Here is a 3,050-nt window from a genome sequence, read left to right as displayed (position 1 = left end):
CTCGGCCAGACCCGGACGGCGGTGGACGAGCTGGCCCGGATGGCCGCCGAGCTGCGGACGGCGGTGTCCCGCTTCAGTTACTGAGAGCGACTGTCCATACACGCCACACCCTCGAACACGCGACCGTCACCCCTCGCCCTCCCGCGAAGGGGTGACGGTCGCTGGCCGTTGATTCGCGCAACCAGAGGTCGACCGGCAGCATGGTCGGACCCATCCCTGGAGGCGATCCCGTGCCCTACTCGCTGGTCAGCGCCGCAACGCTCGGCTTCGACCTGGTGCGGCTGCCCGCCGGCCGGGCCGTCGCCGGGGTTCTGCTGACCGGCCTGGGGGCGGACGCCGGAGCGCTGTCCGCGCTGGCCGCGAGCCATGCCGCCCGGAACCTCACCCGCGAGGAGCGCGGGGTGCGTGCCGTCCGCGGCCGCCGCGCCCGCGAGATGGCCGCCTCCGTGCCGCACGTGCGTGGCGCCGCCGGGGCGGGGGACCGGGCGGCCGTCCTCGTCACGCAGCTGGAGCAGGGCACGATCGGCGACGCCCCCACGCTGGAGCGGCTGCTGCGCGACGACGTCCTCGGACCCGAGCACGCCGCCGCCGCGGAGCTGCCCGCCGAGGAGCGCGACGAGGCCGCCGACGTCCTCGCCGACGCGGCCGTCGGCTACTGGGCCGCCGGCGTCCTGCCGCCGCTGGTGCGCCGCGAGCTCACCGGTTCCTTCGACCGGGCCGTGGAGGGCGGCGGCGTGGCCGTCCCCGTCGTCGGCGACGACCTGGGCCCGGCCGCCCGCGAGCTGGCCGGTCTCCTCGACGCCGTCCGCCGGCTGGACGACGCGGGACGGGCCGCCTGGCGCGCCGCCGTGGACGCGGGCCGGGCCGAGCACCGTCCCTGGGCCACCGCCATGCACGAGGCGTCGTGGGCCGCCCACGTCTCCGGGCGGACCCGGGCGCTGGCGACCGCGCAGCTGCACGCCGTGCAGGCCTTCGTCGACGGCGGCTTCGACCTGCACGACGGCGCGGGCGGTGTCTGGAACGCGGTCGCCGGCTGCGTGCAGGGGATCGCGATGGCCGACATGCTCGACGAGAACTCCCTCGCCGTGCTCTGCTCGCCCTGGGTCCGCGTCACCGCGCGCTGAGGTCGGCGTCCGGGCCGACGCGGCCACCACCGTCGCGCGGTGAGCGATGCCGTGCGAGGTCTTCGGCAGGCGCTGACCATGCTGCTGGTGCCGGCCCAGGTCGCCGTCTCCGCGATGGTCCTCGCCGGACTCGTCAGCGTGACGGGCGGGACGACGCTCCCCCGCCGCCACCCACGAGGAGCGCGCCTTCCTCGGCATGGGGCCCGACCGGGAGAGGAGCCCGACGCCGGTCAGGGACTTACGGGTCCGGGCGCATTCCTGTTCGTGTCGCTGCCGTTGTTGCTCGCAGGTGCCGCGCTCTTCGGGTCGGACTGACCGCTGTCGCGCGACGGCGGCGATACCTGGTATCTCGCGGACGGTGCCCGCACGTGGCGCGACGGTTGACCGTGCCATTTCCTGAGCTGTGTCGACAAGTTCCTCAAATGCCATTTCGACCGGCGCGAAACGGTCACCGATGAGTTCCGTAACGAGTTCGTGGCGGAGCTTTCTTTTTCATCGCGCGCCGCCGAAGCTCTCGGGGCAGGCGACGACCGCGGCGCTCTCGGTGGTCGCAGATCCTGTGGACGGTCCCGCTCAAGCCTCGGGAAACCGTGCCGATAAAGGAGTGAACAGCCTGCCGGGCTGAGCCTCGCAGGGAAGCAGGAGGACACGCGTGAACCCGATCCGGGTGATGGTCGTCGACGATTCCGTCGTCGTCCGGAAGATCGTGACGGACGTGCTCTCCGCCGATCCGGACATCGAGGTCGTCGGCACCGCCGTCAACGGCCGGATCGCCTTGGGCAAGCTCGAGCAGCTCAAGCCGGATCTCGTCACGATGGACATCGAGATGCCGGAGATGAACGGCATCGAGGCGGTGCGCGCCATCCGCGGCGGCGCCGGTGGTCAGCAGCACAGCCGGGTGCCGATCGTCATGTTCAGCACCCTCACCGAGCGGGGCGCCTCCGCCACCCTGGACGCGCTCTCGGCCGGGGCGAACGACTACGTCACCAAGCCGGCCAACGTCGGCAGCGTGAACCAGTCGATGGAGAGCGTCCGCGAGCAGCTGATCCCGAAGATCAAGGCGCTCACCGGCCGCCCGGTCTCCATGGGCGCGGCCCGTGCGGCCGCTCCCCCGCCGCCGCCTCCGGCGGCCCCCCGCACCGGCCCCGGCAAGAAGCCGGCCGTGCTCGTCATCGGCTCCTCGACCGGCGGTCCCGAGGCTCTCGCCAAGGTGCTCCCCCAGCTGCCGGCCTCCCTGCCCGTGCCGGTGCTGCTCGTCCAGCACATGCCCCCGGTGTTCACCCGTCAGTTCGCCCAGCGCCTGGATCGGCTGTGCCCGCTGCGCGTCGTCGAGGCCTCCGACGGCACCCTGCTCGCCCCGGGCGTCGTCCACCTGGCCCCCGGTGACCACCACCTCGTCGTCCGGCCCAGCGGCCCCCGCGGCGGCCGGCCGGGCCTCTACACCGGCCTCAACCAGGGGCCGCCCGAGAACTTCTGCCGCCCGGCGGTCGACCCGCTGTTCCGCTCGGCCGTGGCCGCCTTCGACGGAGCCGTCCTGGCCGTCGTCCTGACCGGCATGGGTTCCGACGGCCGCAACGGGGCCGGCGAGATCCGCGCTGCTGGAGGCACCGTGCTCGTGCAGGACCAGAGCACCTCCGTCGTCTGGGGCATGCCCGGCGCGGTCAGCCAGGCGGGCTACGCCGACGAGGTGCTGCCGCTGCACCGCATCCCGGAGGCGATCAACCGCCATCTCGCCGGTGTCGCCGGCCAGCGGCCCATCACGGCCGTCGCGGGCGGTGCCCGATGACCCTCACCGCCACGAGTTTCGACTGGGTGCGTGCGCTCGTGCACAAGGAGAGCGCGATCGTGCTCCAGCCGGGCAAGGAGTACCTCGTCGAGGCCCGGCTGCTGCCCATCGCCCGCGAGAGGGGTCTGCCGGACGTCTCG

General features: G+C 73.6%; 2 protein-coding genes and 1 pseudogene. All 3 read left to right on the top strand.

Features of this window, described 5'->3' with window-relative positions:
* The first annotated feature begins 230 nt into the window (after positions 1 to 230).
* On the top strand, positions 231 to 1,124 hold the full coding sequence (locus tag ACFSHS_RS06660; protein WP_376873358.1) for a hypothetical protein: 894 nt from the start codon (positions 231 to 233) through the stop codon (positions 1,122 to 1,124).
* Positions 1,125 to 1,776: 652 nt separating this feature from the next.
* The gene (locus tag ACFSHS_RS06655) at positions 1,777 to 2,910 is read left to right on the top strand and encodes a protein-glutamate methylesterase/protein-glutamine glutaminase (protein ID WP_376873356.1); all 1,134 of its coding nucleotides are present in this window, start codon (positions 1,777 to 1,779) and stop codon (positions 2,908 to 2,910) included.
* Positions 2,907 to 3,050: pseudogene (locus tag ACFSHS_RS06650) on the top strand (CheR family methyltransferase); the annotation flags it as partial. The gene ACFSHS_RS06655 and the pseudogene ACFSHS_RS06650, both read left to right, overlap by 4 nt.

It is taken from the genome of Blastococcus deserti (assembly GCF_042682525.1).
In the GTDB taxonomy this organism is placed as follows: Bacteria; Actinomycetota; Actinomycetes; order Mycobacteriales; family Geodermatophilaceae; genus Blastococcus_B; species Blastococcus_B deserti.
The sequence above is the reverse complement of the archived record's forward strand: the minus strand, read 5'-3'. Positions and strand labels throughout refer to the sequence as shown.